This window comes from uncultured Sunxiuqinia sp. (genome assembly GCF_963974515.1).
Taxonomy (GTDB): domain Bacteria; phylum Bacteroidota; class Bacteroidia; order Bacteroidales; family Prolixibacteraceae; genus Sunxiuqinia.
This window is the reverse complement of sequence record NZ_CAXBDD010000066.1, coordinates 1-21,483: the sequence shown is the minus strand read 5'-3', so window position 1 is coordinate 21,483 and position 21,483 is coordinate 1. Positions and strand designations below refer to the sequence as shown.

Annotated in this window: 22 protein-coding genes; 20 read left to right on the top strand and 2 right to left on the bottom strand. The window is 44.8% G+C overall.

Features of this window, described 5'->3' with window-relative positions; genetic code table 11:
- The first annotated feature begins 188 nt into the window (after positions 1 to 188).
- The 4 genes from AAC033_RS13535 (at position 189) to AAC033_RS13520 (ending at position 2,816) form a co-directional block, all read left to right on the top strand.
- Positions 189 to 842: an HAD family hydrolase gene (locus tag AAC033_RS13535; RefSeq protein ID WP_339738981.1), complete on the top strand. Its 654-nt coding sequence runs from the start codon at positions 189 to 191 to the stop codon at positions 840 to 842.
- A 23-nt stretch (positions 843 to 865) separates the two neighbouring features.
- Positions 866 to 1,885 carry a LacI family DNA-binding transcriptional regulator gene (locus tag AAC033_RS13530; RefSeq protein ID WP_339738979.1) on the top strand — a complete coding sequence of 340 codons (1,020 nt, stop codon included), beginning with the start codon at positions 866 to 868 and terminating at the stop codon, positions 1,883 to 1,885.
- A 163-nt stretch (positions 1,886 to 2,048) separates the two neighbouring features.
- Positions 2,049 to 2,486, top strand: coding sequence for a peptidylprolyl isomerase (locus AAC033_RS13525; protein WP_339738977.1), 438 nt, complete (start codon positions 2,049 to 2,051; stop codon positions 2,484 to 2,486).
- Between the two features lie 54 nt (positions 2,487 to 2,540).
- Positions 2,541 to 2,816, top strand: a complete 276-nt coding sequence (locus tag AAC033_RS13520) for a hypothetical protein (protein WP_339738975.1) — start codon at positions 2,541 to 2,543, stop codon at positions 2,814 to 2,816.
- A 16-nt stretch (positions 2,817 to 2,832) separates the two neighbouring features.
- On the opposite strand, the gene kdsB is transcribed toward AAC033_RS13520, so the two are convergent.
- Positions 2,833 to 3,585: a 3-deoxy-manno-octulosonate cytidylyltransferase gene (kdsB, locus tag AAC033_RS13515; protein WP_339738973.1), complete on the bottom strand. Its 753-nt coding sequence runs from the start codon at positions 3,583 to 3,585 to the stop codon at positions 2,833 to 2,835.
- Between the two features lie 177 nt (positions 3,586 to 3,762).
- Here kdsB and AAC033_RS13510 point away from each other — a divergent pair, with 177 nt between their 5' ends.
- The 10 genes from AAC033_RS13510 (at position 3,763) to AAC033_RS13465 (ending at position 15,075) form a co-directional block, all read left to right on the top strand.
- Positions 3,763 to 4,998 (top strand): sigma-54 dependent transcriptional regulator, encoded by a 1,236-nt coding sequence (locus AAC033_RS13510; protein WP_339738971.1) that lies wholly within the window; start codon positions 3,763 to 3,765, stop codon positions 4,996 to 4,998.
- Positions 4,982 to 5,512: an LptE family protein gene (locus tag AAC033_RS13505; protein WP_339738969.1), complete on the top strand. Its 531-nt coding sequence runs from the start codon at positions 4,982 to 4,984 to the stop codon at positions 5,510 to 5,512. The genes AAC033_RS13510 and AAC033_RS13505 overlap by 17 nt, the downstream gene beginning before the upstream one ends.
- Positions 5,512 to 6,114, top strand: a complete 603-nt coding sequence (locus tag AAC033_RS13500; protein WP_339738967.1) for a hypothetical protein — start codon at positions 5,512 to 5,514, stop codon at positions 6,112 to 6,114. The genes AAC033_RS13505 and AAC033_RS13500 overlap by 1 nt, the downstream gene beginning before the upstream one ends.
- An 11-nt stretch (positions 6,115 to 6,125) precedes the next feature.
- Positions 6,126 to 6,482 carry a preprotein translocase subunit SecG gene (gene secG, locus AAC033_RS13495; protein ID WP_339738965.1) on the top strand — a complete coding sequence of 119 codons (357 nt, stop codon included), beginning with the start codon at positions 6,126 to 6,128 and terminating at the stop codon, positions 6,480 to 6,482.
- A 270-nt stretch (positions 6,483 to 6,752) separates the two neighbouring features.
- The gene (locus AAC033_RS13490; protein WP_339738963.1) at positions 6,753 to 7,031 is read left to right on the top strand and encodes a co-chaperone GroES; all 279 of its coding nucleotides are present in this window, start codon (positions 6,753 to 6,755) and stop codon (positions 7,029 to 7,031) included.
- A gap of 31 nt (positions 7,032 to 7,062) precedes the next feature.
- Positions 7,063 to 8,697, top strand: coding sequence for a chaperonin GroEL (gene groL, locus AAC033_RS13485; RefSeq protein WP_339738961.1), 1,635 nt, complete (start codon positions 7,063 to 7,065; stop codon positions 8,695 to 8,697).
- 511 nt (positions 8,698 to 9,208) lie between these two features.
- Positions 9,209 to 11,860, top strand: a complete 2,652-nt coding sequence (gene leuS / locus AAC033_RS13480; RefSeq protein ID WP_339738959.1) for a leucine--tRNA ligase — start codon at positions 9,209 to 9,211, stop codon at positions 11,858 to 11,860.
- 181 nt (positions 11,861 to 12,041) lie between these two features.
- Positions 12,042 to 12,650 carry a hypothetical protein gene (locus tag AAC033_RS13475; RefSeq protein ID WP_339738957.1) on the top strand — a complete coding sequence of 203 codons (609 nt, stop codon included), beginning with the start codon at positions 12,042 to 12,044 and terminating at the stop codon, positions 12,648 to 12,650.
- A 306-nt stretch (positions 12,651 to 12,956) separates the two neighbouring features.
- Positions 12,957 to 13,826: a YitT family protein gene (locus tag AAC033_RS13470; protein WP_339738955.1), complete on the top strand. Its 870-nt coding sequence runs from the start codon at positions 12,957 to 12,959 to the stop codon at positions 13,824 to 13,826.
- 1 nt (position 13,827) lies between these two features.
- Positions 13,828 to 15,075 carry a M23 family metallopeptidase gene (locus AAC033_RS13465; RefSeq protein WP_339738954.1) on the top strand — a complete coding sequence of 416 codons (1,248 nt, stop codon included), beginning with the start codon at positions 13,828 to 13,830 and terminating at the stop codon, positions 15,073 to 15,075.
- A 104-nt stretch (positions 15,076 to 15,179) separates the two neighbouring features.
- Here AAC033_RS13465 and AAC033_RS13460 read toward each other — a convergent pair whose 3' ends face one another.
- Positions 15,180 to 15,749, bottom strand: a complete 570-nt coding sequence (locus tag AAC033_RS13460) for a phosphoribosylglycinamide formyltransferase (RefSeq protein ID WP_339738953.1) — start codon at positions 15,747 to 15,749, stop codon at positions 15,180 to 15,182.
- Positions 15,750 to 15,937: 188 nt separating this feature from the next.
- On the opposite strand from AAC033_RS13460, the gene AAC033_RS13455 reads away from it, so the two are divergent.
- The 6 genes from AAC033_RS13455 (at position 15,938) to AAC033_RS13430 (ending at position 21,390) form a co-directional block, all read left to right on the top strand.
- Positions 15,938 to 16,174 (top strand): acyl carrier protein, encoded by a 237-nt coding sequence (locus tag AAC033_RS13455; protein WP_053181687.1) that lies wholly within the window; start codon positions 15,938 to 15,940, stop codon positions 16,172 to 16,174.
- 20 nt (positions 16,175 to 16,194) lie between these two features.
- The gene (gene fabF / locus AAC033_RS13450) at positions 16,195 to 17,436 is read left to right on the top strand and encodes a beta-ketoacyl-ACP synthase II (RefSeq protein WP_339738950.1); all 1,242 of its coding nucleotides are present in this window, start codon (positions 16,195 to 16,197) and stop codon (positions 17,434 to 17,436) included.
- Between the two features lie 4 nt (positions 17,437 to 17,440).
- Positions 17,441 to 18,178 (top strand): ribonuclease III, encoded by a 738-nt coding sequence (gene rnc / locus AAC033_RS13445; protein ID WP_339738948.1) that lies wholly within the window; start codon positions 17,441 to 17,443, stop codon positions 18,176 to 18,178.
- 287 nt (positions 18,179 to 18,465) lie between these two features.
- Entirely contained in the window at positions 18,466 to 20,106 is a 1,641-nt protein-coding gene (locus tag AAC033_RS13440; protein WP_339738946.1) for a HAMP domain-containing sensor histidine kinase, read from the top strand.
- On the top strand, positions 20,066 to 20,752 hold the full coding sequence (locus AAC033_RS13435; protein ID WP_339738944.1) for a response regulator transcription factor: 687 nt from the start codon (positions 20,066 to 20,068) through the stop codon (positions 20,750 to 20,752). Before AAC033_RS13440 ends, AAC033_RS13435 begins: the two co-directional genes overlap by 41 nt.
- Positions 20,753 to 20,949: 197 nt before the next feature.
- Complete coding sequence (locus AAC033_RS13430) at positions 20,950 to 21,390, top strand: hypothetical protein (RefSeq protein ID WP_339738942.1); 441 nt, start codon at positions 20,950 to 20,952, stop codon at positions 21,388 to 21,390.
- Positions 21,391 to 21,483: the final 93 nt, after the last annotated feature.

Sequence of the window (21,483 nt, the reverse complement as noted above, 5' to 3'; positions counted from 1 at the left end):
TTCTTTTCCGCTGCGTTCTCTGTCGTTAAAGCAATCGACTTGCCGATGGTCGTGAGCCCTTTTCGATTCGGGTTTGAACTTCCGCTGGCGCCGGTTTTTTAATTGCTTAAATCTGTGTAATTTGTGCTGGCGTTTAATTGGCTGGTCAGAAATGTCCGAGCAGTTGATACAAAAGAATACGACGAAGCATGAAGTATAAATGTGTAATTTTTGACAATGATGGTGTGTTGGTGGATAGCGAAGCCATTTCCAACCGGGTGCTGGTGCAGATGGCTGCTTCCGTTGGGGTAAGCCTGGTGCTCGAGGATGCGATTGAGAATTTTTCCGGTGTGTCCATGTCCGGCACCTTGGACTATCTGAAAGCCCACGCCACCACTGAATTCCCGGATGACTTTGAAGAGGAGTTTCGCCGGCGCACCTTCGAGCAGTTTAAAACCGAATTAAAACCCGTTGACGGGGTAGCTCAGGTACTGAAAGCATTGGAGCAGGAGGGGATCCCCTTTTGCGTGGCATCGAGTGGCCCGCGCGAGAAGATCAAGCTGAGTTTAACCACGGCAGGATTAATTCCGCATTTTGAAGATCGGATTTTTAGTTCGTACGACATCAATAGCTGGAAGCCGCAACCGGATATCTTTCTTCATGCCGCCCGGGAAATGGGCTTTCAGCCTGATGAATGTGTCGTGGTGGAGGATAGTTTGGCCGGCGTAAAAGCCGCCAGGGGAGGAGGGTTTGAAGTGTTTGCCTATGGAAATCAAGAGAATCAAACGAAGCTGGAAGATTTGGGAGCCACTGTTTTTTTTGCGATGTCCGAACTTGTTCATCGGCTTGAAATCGAATCCTAGTCAACGAATACATCCAGGAAATCATGTCAAAACCACGTACCACTATCACTGATATAGCCCGGGAGTTAAAGGTCTCCCCGTCAACGGTGTCCAGGGCTTTGAATAACCATCCGGCGATCAGCGGCCAAACCCGCGAAGCAGTGATTGCGCTGGCCCGGAAACTCAACTACCAGCCCAATTTGCTGGCCCTGAGTTTGCTCCGGAAACGAACGAATACGATCGGGGTGATCGTCCCCGAAATTACCAGCTACTTTTTCTCTTCTGTGATTGGTGGGGTGCAGGATTTGCTGACAGCCCAGGGAATGAATATGATCATCGGCCAGTCGAATGAATCGCTGGACGAGGAAATGGCCCTGGTTGAAAAGTTTACGTCGATCCGGGTCGATGGATTTTTAATTTCCCCTTCGCGGGAAACAAAAGAGTATGGACATCTGCAGGTGTTGAAAGACAGCCGGTTTCCACTGGTCATTTTCGACCGCGACTGTGAGGATTTGGAGGTCGATAAAGTATTTGTGGACGAATACCGGGGTGCGTTTCAGGCTGTTGAGTATCTGATCCATACCGGCTGCCGCCGAATAGCCCACATTGCCGGCTCTTCATCGTTGTCAACCGCCCGGCACCGGCTGGCAGCCTACAAAGATGCCTTGAGAAAATACCAGCTTCCGGTGTTGGAGGACTACATTGTTGAAAGTAGTGGCTTTACGCCCGAAGCGGGGATTGAGCCTACCAGGCGGCTGTTGGCGCTGTCCAATCCACCTGACGCGATTTTTACCATTAACGATGGGGTGGCTATTGGCGCGATGTATGTCATTAAGGAAGCTGGAATCGCCATTCCCGATGAAATATCAGTCATTGGCTTCGATGACGAACCTTATTCCTGCTACTTTAAACCCTCGCTGTCAACGGTGTGGCAGCCCACCTACGAGTTGGGCATGCTTTCGGCGCGTATCCTGATGAAGCGGGTGAATGCAGCCCAGGAGGCTTTTACTCCAAAAGTTGAAATGCTGTTTCCCGAGTTGATTGTCCGGGGTTCATCGCGATAGCGTTTATCCAGTGACGAATGATCGTGAAACCGATCCAGTCGCAGGATTCTGAGTCCGGGGATCCTGCTGCAGGAAACAGGCACTAAGCGACAAGATTTAAGGTTTCACTCCAAAATGCAAAACGAAAATCGTACTTTTGCTGTCGAATATTAAAATCAGAAAAATGAAACAAGCAGAAATTCATACCAGCAAAGGGATCATGAAAGTCAATTTTTATGAAGAAGATGCTCCCGGAACTGTTGCCAACTTCGTAAAGCTTTCTGAAGAAGGATTTTACGATGGACTCACTTTTCACCGGGTAATTCCAAACTTTGTCATTCAGGGGGGATGTCCTGACGGAACTGGTGCCGGTGGTCCTGGCTATAAAATTAAGTGCGAGCTCGACGGTGATAACCAGTACCACGACCGTGGTGTTTTATCGATGGCTCACGCCGGAAGAAACACAGGGGGGTCACAGTTTTTTATTTGCCACAGCCGCGAAAATACAGCCCACTTGGACCGCAACCACACGTGTTTTGGTAAAGTTTACGAAGGTCTTGAGGTAATCGATGCCATTCGCGCGGGTGATACCATTGAGAAAATTGTTATTTCAGAATCGTAGCCAAATAATCGGATTGGATAAGCTCGCTTGTCCAATCCGTTTTCAACCAGAACAATGGGAGGTGGAGGAGCAGCCATAGCAGCGATGATGCAGGCTCTTCGAAGCAATCGCATCATTTTGAAAAACCGACGGAAGATTTTTGACAAAAATCCGTCGAAGGAAAACCTGAGCCACAAAAAAGTACATTTTAAAGAAGCAACACCGGAAGAGCTTGCTCAATTTCGTGCGAGACTAAAATCGAAGCAAAAAGGAGAAAGACGAATCATCTTCTTGGTTTGGACCGGAGCCTTGATTGCCCTTTGCACAGGCATATATTTTCTACTTCGCTAGTTTTTCCTTCTGAAAATTAACCGTCTTGATCATCCAGGAATCGACGTGCAGCTTCCAAATCCTCTGGGGTGTCTATTCCAATGCTTTCAAAGCGGGTTTGTGCTACCTTAATTCCGAAGCCATTTTCAAGCCAGCGCAACTGTTCCAACGACTCAGCCATCTCCAGTTTCGAGGGCGGCAACTGGGTAATTTGCTGCAAAATATCCTTCCGGTAAGCATACATGCCCAAATGACTGTAAAACTCATGCTGATTCAGCCACTGCTCTTTAGCGGCTCCGCGAATATGAGGGATGGTTTCGCGACTAAAAAGCAAGGCATGTTGATTTCGTCCCACCACAACTTTCGGTCGGTTTGGATTAAAGAGAACTTCTACGGAGTCAATCACTTTAACCAGCGTTGCAATCTCGGTTTGCGCATCGGCAAAACACGATTTTAGCGCCTCAATCTGTTCCGACCGAACAAAGGGTTCGTCGCCCTGTATGTTGATCACAACATCAAAATTGTGCTTTGCCGATAAAAGCTTTGCGGCTTCGGCACATCGGTCAGTTCCGCTTTGATGGTCTTCCCGCGTCATAATAAACCGTCCGCCAAAATTTGTCACCGCCTGTGCAATGCGGCTGTTGTCGGTTGCCACCCAAACCGCGTCGAGCCCTTTGGCTGCATTCTCATACACATGTTGGATGATTGGTTTTCCACTCAGTATTGCCAGGGGCTTCCCGGGAAAACGAGTGGATGCATAACGGGCAGGAATGATACCAATAAACTTCATACGCTTTACTTTAATTGCGTTACAAAACTAACATGAAGCACCGGTTTACAGACCAAAAAACTAAAAATTGTTAAATCTAAGGCTGCCTGCAACACTTCATTATTCTTAACCAATAAAAACAAACGCTTTAAAAGTTAAAATTGTAACTTTGTCAGTTGAAAATTCAGTCGCAAAAATATGGATGTTCAGGAAATAAAACAACGCTTTGCAATTATTGGAAATGCTGTCGGACTCAATCGTGCAATCGAAGTAGCCGTTCAGGTTGCCCCCACTGATTTGTCGGTATTGATTACTGGTGAAAGTGGAACCGGGAAAGAAGCATTCCCTCAAATTATCCATCAATTTTCGTCGCGAAAACACGGCAAGTACATTGCTGTAAACTGCGGTGCCATTCCGGAGGGAACCATTGACTCGGAATTGTTCGGGCATGAAAAGGGTGCTTTTACAGGCGCCTTGTCTGATCGGAAAGGTTATTTTGAAGAAGCCGACGGCGGCACCATCTTTCTCGATGAGATCGGTGAACTGCCGCTTTCCACGCAAGTTCGCTTATTGCGCGTGCTGGAGGCAGGTGAGTTTATGAAGGTGGGCTCTTCGAAGGTTCTGAAAACCAATGTGCGGGTAGTTGCTGCCACCAATGTGGATATCCCGATTGCCATTCAGGAAGGAAAGTTCCGTGAAGATTTATATTACCGGCTCAACACGGTCCCCATCCGCATCCTGCCCCTGCGCGACCGAAAAGAGGATATTTACCTGCTCTTCCGAAAATTTGCCCTCGACTTTGCTGAACGCTATCGTATGCCACCCATCCGGCTCGATGAAGAAGCTCAGACGGTATTGGCCAACTATGACTGGCCCGGAAACGTCCGCCAGCTTAAAAATATCACCGAGCAAATTTCGATTATTGAGCAAAACCGAAACATTGACGGCAATGCCATGCGTGCCTATCTTCCAAGCGCGATCAATCATTTGCCAGCTTTGTACAAAGGAATCGATGAAAAAACATTTGCCAACGAACGCGAAATTTTGTACCAGGTGCTTTTCGACATGAAAAAAGACATGAACGATCTGAAGAAACTGGTTCACGACTTGATGGTTGATGGCGCGGATCGTCCTGGTTTTCATTCAGAAAATGCTCAAATTATCCGGAAAATCTATCAGAAGGATGAGAACCCCGTGCCTGCGGAACGACAAACACAACCCCCCATTCAATACAATGATCCAATTGACAGGGAAGATATCCAGGATACGGAAGAATTTGTTGAAGAATCACTATCATTGGAAGATAAAGAAGTTGAGTTAATTAAAAAAGCCCTTGAAAAGCACAAAGGGAAAAGAAAATATGCTGCACAGGAACTGGGGATCTCAGAGCGAACCCTGTACCGAAAAATTAAGGAATATGACATCAATCAATAGCCTCAAAAACTTTTTGCTGGTTGCGTTATTTCTGCTGGCTGGAAACGGACTGTTTCAAAGTTGCAAAGTCTCCTATTCATTCACAGGAGCTTCCATCTCACCTGAAGTTAAAACGTTTTCGGTCTATTATTTCCCAAACAGGGCCAGGCTGGTTAACCCCAACCTCAGCCAGCAAATGACCGAAGCGCTGCAAGATAAGCTCCTGCGACAAACATCGCTTAACCAGCAAGAAGAAGATGGCGACCTGGAGTTTGAAGGGCAAATCACGAACTACGAAACCCGCCCAATGAACATCTCTCAAGGCGATTTGGCGGCCCAAACAAGGCTGACCGTTTCCGTGAAGGTGAAATACACCAATAACACGAATCCTGACGAAGACTGGGAGAAAACATTCTCAGCGTATGAAGATTTCGACAGCAACCAGATCTTAAGCAGCGTTGAAGAAGAACTGGTGGTGCTAATTCTGGATAAACTGACAGAAGATATTTTTAACGCATCGATTGCTAACTGGTAATGCAAAAAGAAGCTTTTTACAACTACCTCAGTCATCCTGAGAAACTTAATCAGGATAGCTTGGCCGAGCTGAAAGAAGTGGTTGAAAACTACCCGACCTTTCAGGCTGCCTGGGTTTTGTTGTTGAAGAACCTGAAAATGCTGGACGATCCCGATTTCGACAGCTATTTGGAACGTGGCGCCATCCGGATTGCCGACCGGCGTAAATTGTATCACTTTTTGCATCAGGAAGAAACGGCTGATGATAAACTCACTTCAGAACTGGCTGATCAGGATCCGCTGGCTAAAGAGTACATGGCTCCGGGCTTTTATCAGCTGAGCGATCGAAAAGAAGACAGGGAAGAGACCTTGGTGGACCTGATCCGGTCGATCCGAAAAAAGGAAGCGGAAAAAGTGTTGGATGAGGTGGAGACTCCCGCAGAAACTGAGACGGAAGAAAAAAGCGACAATTCCTTTGTTACTGAAACGCTTGCAAAAATTTACGCCCAGCAGAAACATTATCAAAAAGCGATCGACGCCTATAAAAATTTAAGTTTGAAATTTCCGGAAAAAAGTACTTACTTTGCCGGTCAGATTGAGATATTAAAAAAATTAATGAATTAATAAAGCATACCATGTACACGCTAATAACTGTTTTAATTTTTATCACCTGTGCGCTTTTGATCCTGATTGTTTTAGTGCAAAACTCAAAAGGTGGTGGTTTGGCAAGCAACTTTCAGTCATCAAACCAAATCATGGGTGTTCGGAAAACAACTGATTTTCTGGAAAAAGCAACTTGGTTTTTAGCCGGAGCATTATTATTATTTTCTGTTTTAGGAAGTGCATTAATTCCACGATCGGCCGAAGATCTTAACCGTTCGTCCATTCAAAATCAAATTGAAAATGCCGTTGATCCCAATGCAGTTCCTAATTTTCCACTAACAGCTCCTGAACAAGAAGATACGTCAAGCGAAGAAGCGCCTGCCGAATAAACGGATTTAACCCATACCCTATAAATAAAAACCACTCGCCATCCGGGTGGTTTTTTTATGCCCAAATGTCAGGTTTTGCAGATGCCTGTCATGCAGTCGCAAAAACCTGATAAGCAGGCATAAACACAGTCTTTGGCTTTTGTTTCTTTTCCGGAAAAGGAAAAAATGTCTCAATTCAACTCCCAATAGTCGCCCAACCGTCTTTGGCATACAATTCGATAGACAAGGGTGTCAATAAAAAAATATGTCTAACTAAAAATAATTCAAAAAATGGCAGAGTTAAAAGGAAAAATCCTTGCAGGTAAAATCCTGGTTCAACCACAGGAAGCAGAAACAAAAACAGCGAGTGGAATTATTATTCCTGATTCAGCAAAAGAAAAGCCACAAGTTGGCCAGGTAGTTTTGGTTGGCGCCGCTAAAAAAGATGAGCCCATGGAACTGAAAGCTGGTGATACTGTTTTTTATGGAAAATATTCCGGGACCGAGTTGAACATCGACGGGAAAGATTACTTGTTGATGTCACAAACGGATGTTTTATACATTGTTTAATTGAAACTGAAAATTTTAAAAAAGAATACCAATGGCAAAAGAAATTAAATTCAATGTCGAAGCAAGAGACTTGCTAAAAAAAGGAGTAGACCAACTGGCTGATGCCGTCAAAATAACCCTGGGACCAAAAGGTCGCAATGTGGTTATTGAGAAAAAATTTGGCGCACCTCAAATCACCAAAGATGGTGTAACTGTTGCGAAAGAAATTGACCTTCCGGATTCATACGCCAATATTGGCGCTCAAATGGTGAAGGAAGTAGCCAGCAAAACAGGCGACGATGCCGGTGACGGAACCACTACAGCAACTGTTTTGGCCCAGTCCATCATCAGTGTTGGGTTGAAAAACGTGACAGCAGGAGCCAATCCAATGGACCTGAAACGTGGCATCGACAAAGCCGTACGTAAAGTAGTGGAAAGCATCCAGTCGCAGGCACAAAACATTGGAGACGACTACAATAAAATTAAACAAGTAGCTAAAGTTTCGGCCAACGGTGACGAAGAAATTGGTTCGCTGATTGCCGAAGCCATGGAAAAAGTACACAAAGAAGGTGTTATCACGGTTGAAGAAGCCAAAGGAACAGAGACTTATGTTGATGTCGTGGAAGGCATGCAGTTCGACCGCGGATATATCTCTCCTTATTTTGTGACTGATACTGAAAAAATGGAAGCCAGCCTTGAAAATCCTTTCATCCTGATCCACGACAAAAAGATCAGCACGATGAAAGACATGCTTCCGGTGCTGGAACAAACCGCTCAAACCGGACGTCCTTTAATGATTATTTCCGAAGATGTTGACGGCGAAGCTTTGGCAACTTTGGTTGTAAACCGTTTGCGTGGCTCACTGAAAGTATGTGCTGTTAAAGCTCCGGGATTTGGCGACCGCCGCAAAGAAATGCTGGAAGATCTGGCGATCTTAACAGGTGGAACTGTAATTACCGAAGAAAAAGGTATGAAACTGGAAGACACCACCCTGGAGATGCTTGGTCAGGCTGAAAAAATTACGGTAGACAAAGAAAACACGACTGTAGTGGCCGGTGCTGGCGATGATGCAGCCATCAAGTCACGCGTAAGCATGATTAAACGTCAGATTGAATCAACCACATCAGACTACGACCGCGAGAAACTGCAGGAACGTTTGGCTAAACTTGCTGGTGGTGTTGCTGTACTTTACATTGGTGCTGCGTCGGAAGTTGAAATGAAAGAAAAGAAAGACCGTGTTGACGATGCATTAAGCGCAACCCGTGCTGCCGTTGAAGAAGGTATTATTCCTGGTGGTGGCGTTGGCTATATTCGCGCCATTGCTTCGTTGGAAGGACTGACAGGTGAGAACGATGACGAAACAACAGGTATCGAAATCATTAAACGTGCGATTGAAGAGCCTCTGCGTCAAATTGTCGCTAATGCAGGCAAAGAAGGTGCCGTTGTGGTGCAAAGAGTACGCGAAGGCGAAGGCGACTTCGGATACAATGCCCGTGTTGATGAATACCAGAATTTATACGAGACAGGTGTGATTGACCCAGCCAAAGTGTCACGTGTGGCTCTTGAAAATGCCGCATCAATTGCTGGCATGTTCCTGACTACCGAATGTGTTATGGTGGAAGAAAAAGAAGATCATCCTGCACCTTCCATGCCTCAAATGGGCGGCGGAATGGGCGGCATGATGTAATCAGACCACACCTTCCAAAAAAGGATTACAGATTAATCTGAAATAAAAAGACAGCGCATCATTTTGGTGCGCTGTTTTATTATTTATGGGCCGTTCGGAATTAAAATCTCTATGGCCTAGAATAGGTGAAACAAGGAATAAGCTGTATCATTGATGTCTTATCGTATGTTTTTGACGAAATAGAAATACGCAATCCAAGTCCTGGATTGCACTATTCATGTCATAAAATGGGTGGAATAAAGAATCCCAGATAACATTTATCTTCTATCATGACACATTTATAATCCATCTTGCGATATTGGCATTCCCAAGCGTTGGGTTGGGCCAGCGCGTGCGAAATATCAATTGTTTGATTGCAGCACACGAACAACCCAGGGGCTCCAAGGATAAATTTGGATCCCAACAAAAGTAGCCATTGCTATCCACCCACTCCCGGCTATCCCTTCGCACTCTCCCCATATTTTTCTATCTTTGCCGCTCAGTTTTAAAACGCTTTTAATCAACCATCACCATGGAATACAAATTCTGGGACATAGAGCCGAAATGGCAAGCCCATTGGGAGGAAAACAAAACCTTCAAAACCGAAAACGATTTTTCGAAGCCCAAATATTACATTCTCGACATGTTTCCCTACCCGTCAGGATCTGGCTTGCACGTAGGACACCCGGAAGGATACACGGCAACCGACATCATCAGTCGCTACAAGCGGATGAGAGGATTTAACGTATTACATCCCATGGGTTGGGACGCGTTTGGCTTGCCTGCCGAGCAATACGCCATTCAAACAGGCACACACCCGGCAGTGACAACCAATAAAAACTGCGACAACTTTCGTCGGCAGATTAAAACGCTGGGGTTGAGTTACGACTGGGATCGCGAGATCAACACCACCGATCCAAAGTATTTTAAATGGACCCAGTGGATTTTCACCAAACTGTACAACACCTGGTTCGATTATGAGCAAGGCAAGGGTCGCCCTGTAAGTGAACTGCCCATTCCCGAGGAGGTGAAAGCCGAAGGCGATGCAGCCGTGACAGCGTACATTGGCAAAAAACGCCTGGCTTATTACGACAACGCCCAGGTGTGGTGGTGCGAAAACTGTAAAACCGTTTGTGCCAACGAGGAGGTATTGACGGATGGTTCGCATGAGAAATGCGGGCACCAGGTTATTCGCAAAAACCTGAAACAGTGGCTGCTGCGCATTCCACATTACGCCCAGCGCTTATTGGAAGGACTGGACGAACTGGACTGGCCCGAAGGCGTAAAAGACATGCAGAAAAACTGGATCGGCAAATCAACCGGAGCTGAGGTCGATTTTACCGTAGAAGGGCTGAGCCAGAAACTGCGCGTGTACACGACTCGCCCCGACACCCTGTTTGGCGCCACCTATATGGTGGTGTCACCCGAGCATCCGATGCTCGACAGTTTGGTGGCAGAGGATAAAAAAGATGAGGTTAAAAAATATATCCAGGCTGCTTCGCTGAAATCAGACCTGGACCGAACCGAATTGGCGAAAGACAAAACCGGCGTATTCGCCGGGCGTTACGCGGTCAACCCGGTCAACGGAAACAAAATTCAGATTTGGGTGGCCGACTATGTACTGATGGGCTATGGAACTGGTGCGATCATGGCAGTTCCGGCACACGACACCCGTGACTTTGAGTTCGCTGAAAAATTTCAAATTCCGATTATTTGCATTCTTGATCCGAAAAATGCCGACGAGAAAACCCGCGAGAACGTGTTGGCCGGCAAAGCCTGCTGGACCGAAGACGGTGCCTACATCAATTCGGCAAGCGCTGAGACCGGTATCGATATCAACGGGTTGAGCAAAAAAGAAGGCATCGCTAAAATTACCGCGTGGCTCGAAGAAAAAGGCATTGGTAAAGCCACTACCAACTTTAAGCTGCGCGACTGGCTCTTTAGCCGCCAACGCTACTGGGGTGAGCCTTTCCCGGTGATCCACTGGGAGGATGGCGAAGTAACGGTTGTAGAAGATGAGCTGCCGGTAACCCTGCCCGACCTGGAGAAATTTGAACCAGGCGAAGGAGGCGAGTCTCCGCTGGGTAATGCCACCGACTGGCTGACGGTAGTGGATGAAAATGGCCGAAAAGGACGGCGTGAAACCAATACCATGCCGCAATGGGCTGGATCATGTTGGTATTTTCTGCGTTATATTGACCCCAAGAATGATGAGCAGATTTTTGATCCAAAGCTGGAAAATTACTGGATGCCTGTTGACCTGTATATTGGGGGTGCCGAACATGCAGTTCTTCATTTGCTCTATTCCCGGTTCTGGCACAAGGTGCTGTTCGATCTTGGCGTGGTTTCAACTGACGAGCCTTTCAAGAAGCTGTTCAACCAGGGCATGATTCTGGCTTTTGCTTACGAAACACAAACCGGCGCCAAAGTAGCCTCGGATTTGGTTGAAGAAAAAGACGGGAAATATTTTCACACACAAACCGGCGAAGAACTCCGACAGATTGTAGCCAAGATGTCGAAATCGCTAAAGAATGTGATCAACCCCGACGATGTGGTGGAAAAGTACGGTGCTGACGCCTTACGCTTGTACGAAATGTTCATGGGCCCGTTGGACGACACCAAGCCTTGGGCCGAAAACGGCGTAAAAGGCGTGTTCGGATTCTTAAGCCGGGCACACCGCTTTTTTGCCAACCTTGAGAACATCGTGGAAGGCGAAGAAGACAGCGAAGTATTGAAACTGTTGCAACAGACCATTTTGAAAGTGGGCGACGATATTGAGAACCTGAAATTCAACACAGGAATCTCGGCTTTAATGGTGTTTAATAACCTGTGTATCAAAAAAGGAAAAGCGACCAAATCGACCGCTGAAACCTTTGCCAAAATCCTGTCGCCCTATGCGCCACACCTGGCTGAGGAACTTTGGAGCCTTTACGGCAACACCCGATCGCTGGCTTACGAGCCTTGGCCTGTGGCTGACAAAAGCTTGCTGGTGGAAGACACCCACGAATACCCGGTTTCATTCAATGGCAAGATGCGCTTCAAACTGGAATTGCCGCTGGACCTGCCGACAGATGAGGTCGAAAAGGCCGTGCTGACCAATGAGCTGGCACAAAAATGGCTGGACGGGAAAACACCCAAAAAAGTGATTTACGTACCCAAGAAAATTATCAACGTCGTACTGTAAGTTTTATAGGAGATCCAATCTGAACTCATCTCCTTTATCCGCTAAAAAACAGGGCATCATCTTACCAGGTGGCGCCCTGTTCTTTTTGCATGCCACATCCCAGATATCCCATCACCAATTTAAAAGAAGGCTGATTGAATGTCTTCTGGGCACGTTCAGTAGGATAAACATACTTTAAGATATGAAAAACTTTATCTGCACTTCACTTGTTACAAATATCTTAAAAACTAAAACCTTGCATCGTGCAGGCGATCATTCAATTAATCTAAAGCTTATGAAAAAACTGATTTTTGTTGTAGGCATATTACTCCTCGCAGTAATATGGAGCGCCGCACAGACGACCAACGGCCTGCTTCTTAAGAATTACACCAACCAAAAAACTGTCTTTATCAAGACCGGATCCAAAATCAAGATTACCAAAATGGGGAAAACCTTCAAAGGAAATTTCAAAGTCATTTCGAACGAAGCCATTACGATTGGCGGTGACACCATCGCGGTCAATCAGCTGCAGGAATTACGTTCAAAGACAACATCAACGACTATCGGCGGTGTGGCATGGCTTGTTCCTGGTGCTATTATAGGAGCCAGCGGTACCGCAATAACAATATCGGGCCTTGCGCAACTCGGTGGCTATGGCATCATCGGAGTCGTATTGGGGGCACCACTGGCGGCGCTGGGAACGATTGGCGTAATTAAGGGGGTTCGGCTCCTCTCGAATGGGAAAAAATTCACTCCCTCAAAATGGGAGTACACGATTGTAAACCCCACACCTTTAGAAGCATCCTACTAACGAAAGCATTTGGGATATTAACACTCAAGAGGGCGTCGCCCTCCAGGAAGATTTCAAATCTGACCAACACCGGATTGTTCTCCGAGAGAACTAAAGATCCGATCTATAGCAAGGTCGGATTTTTATTATAAACAGGAGCTCGTCGTTCCGCCAAGCTCCTGCCTTGGATCTGCACTGTGTAAACTTTTCGTTAACACCACGACTCATGACTTTTACCATGTTTTCTTCCTGTCAAAAGATCTTCTTTTGCAGCCAATTTTGCCGATCCGCGGCAAAGAAATGAAAAATGGTTAACGAGCGAAAGACATGACAAACGAACACAAAGCAAAACTGAAAACAACCTTAACAGACTACGTAGTAATCGCATTTGGAATGGGGCTTTACGTACTTTCGTGGACGATCTTCCTGATTCCTGCCGAGATTACAGGAGGGGGAATCAGTGGCCTTTCTGCTGTCATTTTTTACTCCACGCATATCCCCGTGGCCGTTTCGTACTTTGTGATTAACGTGTTTCTTATTCTAATTGCCATCAAAGTGCTTGGCGCCAGCTTTGGCATAAAAACCATTTTCAGCATGCTGGTGGCGACTTTGCTATTCTGGCTCACTCCCGGATTAATAAAGGAGCCGCTGATTGATGACACCTTTCTGTCGGCCGCCCTGGGTGGAATGATGGGCGGGGTTGGTATTGGAATCGTATTTACCCGTGGAGGCAGCACCGGTGGCACTGACATCATTGCCATGATCATCAACAAATACCGAAACATCAGCCCCGGACGTGTCATCATGTATTGCGATGTGATTATTATTGCGTCCAGTTATTTTGTATTTCAGTCGCCCGGAAAACTTGTTTACGGCTATGTTTCCATGTGGGTGGTTTCGTATACGATTGATGCTTTTTTGAATGGATCGAACGCTTCTGCCCAAATTTTTATATTTTCGAGGAATTTTGAAGAAATTGCCGATTACATCAATAAAAACGTCAGTCGGGGCGTTACTGTTTTGGATGGAACAGGTTGGTATACCAAAGAGAATGTAAAAGTAGTGATGACTGTTGTCCGTAAAAGGGAATCCAGCCTGATATTCAGAAAGTTGAAAGAGATTGATCCGGAAGCGTTTATTTCCATGGGAAGTGTGATGGGGGTTTACGGACAAGGGTTTGATAAGATGAGAATTTAGTATGAAGAAATATATTGCAGAAGTTGTTTTTTTACTGGTCGCTATTAGTTTGATCGTTGTGTTTGCTGTTCGCCCTCCGGAACCCAAGCCGGAACGGGTTCCCGAGCCAGAACCTGTCCCCATTCCCGAGCCGGTGATGTTGTTTGGCCTTCCTGTTGATTCCTTCATCATTGAAACGGAGCCCATCCTGCGAAATCAGAATTTATCCGACATTTTGGTCAAGAAAAATATCTCGTACCAAACGATTGACCAACTGGCACGAAAATCAAAGCCGATATTTGATGTTCGGAGAATCAAGCATAAGAACCACTACCATTTTTTTCTGAAAAATGATAGTCTGCAAACGCCGGCCTATTTTGTCTATGAGATTGACAACACCGATTATGTCGTCTATCAGTTGCAGGATTCCTTGCATATTTATACGGGCCAAAAACCAACTACCACCGAACTGAAAACGGCGTCGGGCACCATTAAATCATCGCTGTGGAATGCGCTGATTGAAAACAATATCAATCCGGTTTTAGCCATCGAATTATCTCAGATTTACCAATGGAGCATTGATTTCTTCGGAATTCAGCGGGGCGACCAATTTCGTATTATTTATGAAGAGCAGTTCGTCGATTCGATTTCGGTCGGAATTGGCGAAATTTATGCCTGCCAGTTTCACCACATGAAACAGGATTACTATGCTTTTTTATTTGAACAAGACAGCACCTTGAGTTATTTCGATGATCAAGGACAAAGCCTGAAAAAAGCGTTCCTGAAAGCGCCGCTTGAGTTTTCGCGCATCAGCTCGCGCTTTTCAAACAGCCGCTACCATCCGGTGCTGAAAATTCGGCGTCCACACCACGGAATCGATTATGCGGCACCAACCGGAACACCAGTTCAATCCATTGGCGATGGCGTAGTGACCCGCAAAGGATACCAGCGAGCCGGGGGCGGGAATTACCTTTACATCAAGCACAACTCGGTTTATACCACCTGCTACATGCACCTGCATGGATTTGCCAAGGGCATTGCTACTGGCACCCGTGTAAAGCAAGGACAAGTTATTGGCTATGTCGGGTCGACCGGCTTGTCTACCGGTCCACACCTTGACTTCCGGGTGTTCAGAAACGGCTCACCCATGGATCCGCTTAAAGTCGAAGCACCACCTGTTGAACCCGTTTATGACGAGAATCTGGCAGCTTTTACTGCGCTGAAAGATTCAATGATGACTCAATTGAGCTTTATTCCGTTTCAGGAATAAGCGTCAGGAATTTACTTGGGCACAAAAAATAAAACCCAAAGCCGGTCTTAACTTGCTACTTTGTATCACGCAGACTACGACTTTTGGGCCTATTGAGTTTTGGCCTATTCATCATCCGAAAACAACACTTCTTCAATTACGCGGGGGTAATGCTCATATTCGAGCTGATGCACTTTCGTTGCTACATCGTCGGCTTTATCTCTCGGGTCAAGATCGCAAGTGGTCTGGAAAATGATGTCCCCCTCATCATAGCGTTCATTCACATAATGAATGCTGATGCCCGAGACTTTATCTTTATTCTTCACAACCGCTTCATGCACAAATTTACCATACATGCCTTTTCCTCCATATTTGGGTAAAAGTGCCGGGTGTATATTAATAACAGGAAACTCCTCTGTCAGGTATTTTGGAACCAGCCAAAGAAAGCCGGCCAAGACAATTAAATCAATTTTGCGCTCGGTCAGTTCTTCCAGCACATCAATACTCTGATAAAACTCCTCGCGAGAAAAAGTAAAAGACTCAACACCAAGCTTCTCAGCACGGATGAGTGCATAGGCATTTTCGTTGTTAGACCACAATGAATCGACAATTACATGTCGGTTTCCTTGAAAATACTCGATGATATTTTGGGCGTTAGTGCCTGATCCTGAGGCAAAAATGGCAATTTTCTTCATTTTAGTAACAATTCTGATTTATTTTTGAATAATAGACTCGCATGTTCAAATATAGTTTAGATAATCAATAACTTACAGCCCCAAACAGCTATTTATTTTGATTTTTCTTTGATATATTTTGGGTAAATTTATTACTTTGCACCGGATTTTTTAAAAACAAAATTGAATATTAACTTAAAATTAGAACTATGTCTGACATTGCAGGTAAAGTTAAAGCAATTATTGTCGACAAATTAGGCGTTGACGAAAGCGAAGTAACCAACGAAGCTTCATTCACAAATGACCTAGGTGCCGATTCGCTTGATACTGTTGAATTGATTATGGAATTCGAGAAAGAGTTTGATTTGGCTATTCCAGACGATCAAGCTGAGAAGATTTCAACTGTCGGTGAAGCGATCTCGCACATCGAGGCAAACGTAAAGTAATAAATTTGAATTAAACATTTATGGAATTTAAACGGGTAGTTATAACCGGACTTGGAACCGTAAACCCGCTTGGTAATTCTATTGAGGAGTATTGGGAGGGGCTGAAAAACGGAGTTAGCGCAGCTGATCGGATTACAAAATTCGATGTTGAATTGCAGAAAACTCAGTTTGCATGCGAAGTAAAGAACTTTGATCCTACGATTTATGTAGAGAAAAAAGAAGTGCGCAAGCACGACCTTTATACTTTGTATGCCTATGCCTCCGCACAACAAGCTATTTTGGATTCAGGTCTTGACCTGGAAACAATCGATAGAGATCGTGCCGGTGTAATTTGGGGAGCAGGTATTGGAGGACTTCAAACGTTTTTTGAAGAAGCCCGGGCCTACGATGTTCATCGCCCTAAGTTTAATCCGTTCTTCATTCCGAAGATGATTGCCAACATTGCCGGAGGTCTGGTCTCAATCCGCTACGGGTTCAGAGGACCTAACTTCACAACCGTTTCTGCTTGTGCCTCGGCATCTCATGCAATAATTGAAGCCTTCAATTACATTCGCATGGGGAAAGCCAACCTGTTTATTACAGGTGGATCAGAAGCAGCAATTAACGAAGCCGGTTTGAGTGGTTTCAATTCCATGCGTGCACTTTCTACCAGAAATGATGACCCCAAAACAGCGTCACGTCCGTTTGATAAAGACCGCGATGGTTTTGTCATGGGCGAGGGTTCAGGCGCCCTCATTCTTGAGGAGTATGAACACGCTGTTAAACGTGGTGCCAAAATTTATGGTGAAGTTGCCGGTGGGGGAATGTCTGCAGACGCTTACCACATGACTGCCCCTGATCCTGACGGCAAAGGCGCTACTTTAGTCATGAAATGGGCTTTGGAAGATGCCGGCATAAAACCGGAAGATATTGATTATATCAATGTTCACGGTACCTCTACTCCATTAGGAGATATTGCAGAGCCAAAAGCAATTCAAAAATGTTTTGGCGATCACGCTTATCAATTAAGCATTAGTTCCACCAAATCGATGACAGGACACCTTTTGGGTGCAGCCGGAGCTGTTGAAGGAATCGCTTCTATCCTGGCCATCAGACATGGAATTGTTCCCCCAACGATCAATCATTTTACTGATGATCCTGAGATTGACAGTAGACTCGATTTTACCTTTGGAAAAGCGAAAGAACGTGAAATTAATTACGCGCTAAGCAATACCTTTGGTTTTGGAGGACACAATGCGACAGTTATTTTTAAGAAATACTGATCAAGTGATTAGAAATATCGCACACAAAATAAAACTCTTTTCTTCACCGAGAAAAGAGTTTTATTTGTTTTTAAAAGCTTTATTTAACAGTACCCCCAGCAATCTAAAGCTTTATGAAACAGCGCTGACCCATCGCTCAGCGTCGAAAACCGACTCACAGGGGAATTGGGTTAACAACGAGCGGTTAGAGTATTTAGGCGATGCCATCTTGGGTGCGGTCATCGCTGAGTTTCTGTACAACCGCTTTCCAAACATGGATGAGGGGTTTCTCACCCAAATGCGATCGAAATTGGTGAACCGAAGCTTCCTCACCGAGCTCACCTTTCAAATCGGCTTGAATTACTACATCCAGTCGAACACCAACAATGCAGGCGAAAACAGCCACATCTACGGCGATGCGCTTGAAGCTATTATTGGGGCACTTTACCTCGACAAGGGCTATCAGGTTACCCGGCAGTTTATTACCCGTAAATTGCTTCTGCAACAAGTTAACCTGGATGAAATTCAAAATACCAACACCAACTACAAAAGCCAGCTCATTGAGTGGAGTCAGAAAAACAAAAAGGATGTGAACTTTGACACCGTTGAGAAAACAACTGGCGACAATCGACAGCCCAGCTTCATTTCAACGATCATAATCGAGAAAAAAATCATTGGGAAGGGACAAGGCAGCTCGAAGAAAGAAGCCCAGCAAAAGGCCTCAAAAGCAGCCCTGATCAAACTGGAAGAACTGGATGCCTGAACGTTTTAGGTGAAAAAGGAAAAAGCGGAGCTTTTCAACTCCGCTTTAAAAACCAAAACCTAAATTCACCTTGTAAAAAAACTCAGTTAAACCTTATTTCTGCAAATGAATGTCATACATTTACAGATTGTAAATATACGGAGATACGAGTAACTGCCTTGCTAACAAATGTTAAAGCCTGTTAACAATTTCATATTCGGAAGGGTCTGGTTTTCGGGAAACGGCACCAATGTTAAATATTGTTAAGCAGGGAATTACCCTATTCCTTAAAGTTTATCTTTGTATTCATGAGTAGAAGAGTGATTATTTTTTTAATTGTAATCATGGCCATCGTAATGACCAGTTTGATTGCGGTTCAAACCAACTCCATTCAAAAAGCTTTTCAAATCAAAGAGGAGCAGTTTGACCAGACGGTCAACCGTGCCATGCGGCAAGTTGTACGCCGCCTCGAACTGGAAGAAGCTTCCCTGCTAATTGCGCAGAGCAACCGACAGGCGATCAGTGGCTCTATTTTCCCCCGAAACAACCAGCAAAACAATATTTTTCCAAACACGCCGAACAACAGCCCACAAAGAGCCCCAAGTGATGTCAACATATCATTTCGGTTCTCGCAGCGAAAAAGTGCCGGTACGTACAGCGAAGAGCTGTCCATTTCGTATAACGATTCAAGCTCCATTTTTAATAATGAACGTGGTATGCCCGGCGATTTTCCATCGGCTTTTGATGAAATCCACGATTATGATGGTTATATCCGCCAGCAATATGAAATGCGGATGAACGAGCAAGCAAATTACTACCGGATTCTGCAAAACCAATACCTGTTTTCACAATTGCCGATAAAAGATCGGATCAACAGTCAGGTTTTGGATCGCGCGCTGCAAAGTGAGTTTGAAAACTCGAATATCAACCTGGAATATAAATACGCCATTTATAGCTATCCGCAAGGTCAGGAACAAAAAGTTTTTGGCACCAGCGACTTCAATCCGGAGAACAAAAAACCATACAAGAGCCTCCTGTTTCCGAACGATGTAATCGACATTAAACCCAACTACCTCTCGGTTTATTTTCCCAAGCGGCAAAGCTATCTGCTCCGGGAAGCCGGGCTGATGGTCATTCCAACAGCCATTTTAACAGCTATGCTGATTGGCATTTTTGTGTACACGATCCTGATTATTCTAAAGCAAAAAAAGCTGTCGAATATCAAAAACGACTTCATCAACAACATGACCCACGAGCTGAAAACACCCATCTCCACCATCTCGCTGGCCAGCCAAATGCTGCATGATAACAGCATCAGCAATACACCCCGAACAATTGAGCATGTTTCGAACGTCATCCTGCAGGAAAGCAAACGCCTGAGTTTCCAGGTGGAGAAAGTTTTGCAAATGGCCGTTTTCAACGAAGGTCGATTGAAACTTAAGTTTAAAGAAGTCCATCTGAATAATTTGATTACCAATGTAATTCTTAACTTTGAATTGCGGGTCAAAAGTAAGGATGGCACCCTGGATTCCATTATTGCTGCCGAGAACGACCAAATTAAAGGTGATGAGGTGCACATCACCAATGTGATTTTCAACCTGCTCGACAATGCCATGAAGTACAGCAAAGGTCAGCCAGCGATTGAAGTAAAGACGGAGAACAAAAATGATTTTGTAGTCGTTTCAGTGAAAGACAATGGCATAGGAATTGCGAAGGAACATCAGGATCAAATCTTTGAGCGGTTCTACCGGGTTCCGACAGGAAATGTGCATGATGTGAAAGGCTTTGGACTCGGACTCAGCTACGTAAAGAAAATTATCGACTCTCACCAAGGCAAAATAAAGGTGGAGAGCACCCTCAATAAAGGAACAAAATTCATGATCTATTTCCCACTAAATGTGAAAGTAAATGGAAGCAAAAGCAAAACTTTTATTGGCCGAAGACGATGAAAACCTAGGCCTGCTGTTAAAAGAATATTTAATCGCAAAAGGATACGACACCGACCTCTATGGCGATGGTGAAGTCGCTTATGAGGGCTTTAAAAAAAATCAGTATAGCCTTTGTATTTTGGACATTATGATGCCCAAAAAAGATGGCATGACCCTGGCCAAAGATATCCGGTTAATTAACTCCGAAATCCCAATCATTTTTCTGACGGCCAAAAATCTGAAGGAAGATGTGTTGGAAGGATTTAAAATGGGCGCTGATGATTATATCACAAAGCCTTTTAGCATGGAAGAACTGATTTTTCGGATTGAAGCGATTTTACGCCGTACCAGTGACAGCAAAGGTGCCGAACAATCCACCTATCAATTAGGAAAATACACCTTCGACCACCGCAAACAAACCTTGATTAGCAATGGCGATACGGTGAAACTGACCACTAAGGAGAGCGAACTACTGCGCCTGTTGTGTAACAATGCCAACGATGTGCTGGAGCGGAATTTCGCCCTAAAAACCATTTGGATTGATGACAATTATTTCAACGCGCGAAGCATGGATGTTTACATTACCAAATTGCGTAAACACCTGAAAGATGAGCCTTCAGTTGAAATCATCAATGTCCACGGCAAAGGCTACAAACTGATCATGTAGATTCGAAACAAACAGATAGAAGCAGAATCCCAGCCAATTTATTTGGTTGGGATTTGTTTTATTGGCAGGTTTCAGAAGTCTTACAATGCCCCTAATGTGTGAATGATATAACTTTTCTCTGTAATTATGTAATGCTTCTCAAAACGAAAGGGATTACCTTTATTTCATTGAAATAAATTCACTTAAACTCAAAAAAGATGAAAACACAAAGAAGAAATAAACTCGCAAAAAGTATTTTTTTTACTATTCTGGCAGGATCAATGATCTTGCTGTCCACCTCATGTGCCCAAAAGGTATCGTTTTTAAATTCCGCAGTTGTTCCGGCAGCTAAAGGTTCGGTTAAAGTGAAACAGGACAACAACAAGAATTACGTCATTGATGTTGAGATCGAAGATTTGGCAGCGATTGAAAGATTGCAGTCGTCGAATGAAACCTATGTGGTCTGGATGGAAACTGACCAGGGGAATACAGAGAATCTGGGTCAGTTAAAAAGTTCAAGTAGTTTTTTGTCAAAGCAGAATACAGCATCTCTGCAAACGGTATCAGCATTTAATCCCGTCAAGATATTTGTTACGGCCGAAAATGGCATCGATATTCATTACCCTGGCCAAATTATTTTAACTACCAGCAGTTTTTAATCCGACCTTCCCTCATTTCAGAATTGAAACTGAGATAATTTGTGATTGGGGAAAAACGGGTTTAAACAGTCGTATCAGTTTTTACACGACTTC